Source organism: Prevotella sp. HJM029 (assembly GCF_000599605.1).
In the GTDB taxonomy this organism is placed as follows: Bacteria; Bacteroidota; Bacteroidia; order Bacteroidales; family Bacteroidaceae; genus Prevotella.
The window spans coordinates 1-635 of sequence record NZ_AZHT01000083.1; the positions used below are offsets into that span (position 1 = coordinate 1).

Here is a 635-nt window from a genome sequence, read left to right on the forward strand (position 1 = left end):
TACAAGCAATGAAGGCTATTGGAGAACGAAACTATAATAATGAGTGGGAAAGCGCAATTAGTGTAATACTTAGCAAATATCCAGAAGATGAGACCATGTCTGATGATCTAAAGGTCATGCCTACATGGATACGGCGAAACATAATAAAAATTTTAAGCAAAAACAATCATGAGTAGTTGGCAAAATCATAGTAGTGACGAACGAATAGCAATGATACAAACTGTAGGCCAGGATCATAATATCGAAGATAATGCCGTAGAGAAAGATTGGTGGGTGACGGTAGTTCTCAAAGCTTTGTTCAATACATCTTGTGGGAAATGGCTTCTTTTCAAGGGGGGAACTTCGTTGAGTAAAGGATGGAATCTCATCAATCGATTCAGTGAAGATATAGACATTTCCATTGGCAGGAACTTCTTTGAGGACGTCCTTAACTTGCCATTTGCAAAGTGCGAGAACAACAATCAGGTGAAGAAACTAAGAAAAACATCACGGGATTATATTCATGGGACTCTCTCTGCAGAACTGGATGCAGAACTCTTTAAATTGGGGATCAAAGGGTATACTATTCAGAATGAAACAATAGCTGGGGTACCTCCAAGACCTATAGACCATGATAGTGATCCGACTGTAATTTT

Annotated in this window: 1 protein-coding gene; it reads left to right on the top strand. The window is 38.9% G+C overall.

What is annotated here, in order from left to right:
• Positions 1–210: 210 nt before the first annotated feature.
• On the top strand, positions 211–635 hold a 425-nt coding region (locus tag X919_RS0105175; RefSeq protein WP_253270087.1), incomplete at its 3' end, for a nucleotidyl transferase AbiEii/AbiGii toxin family protein.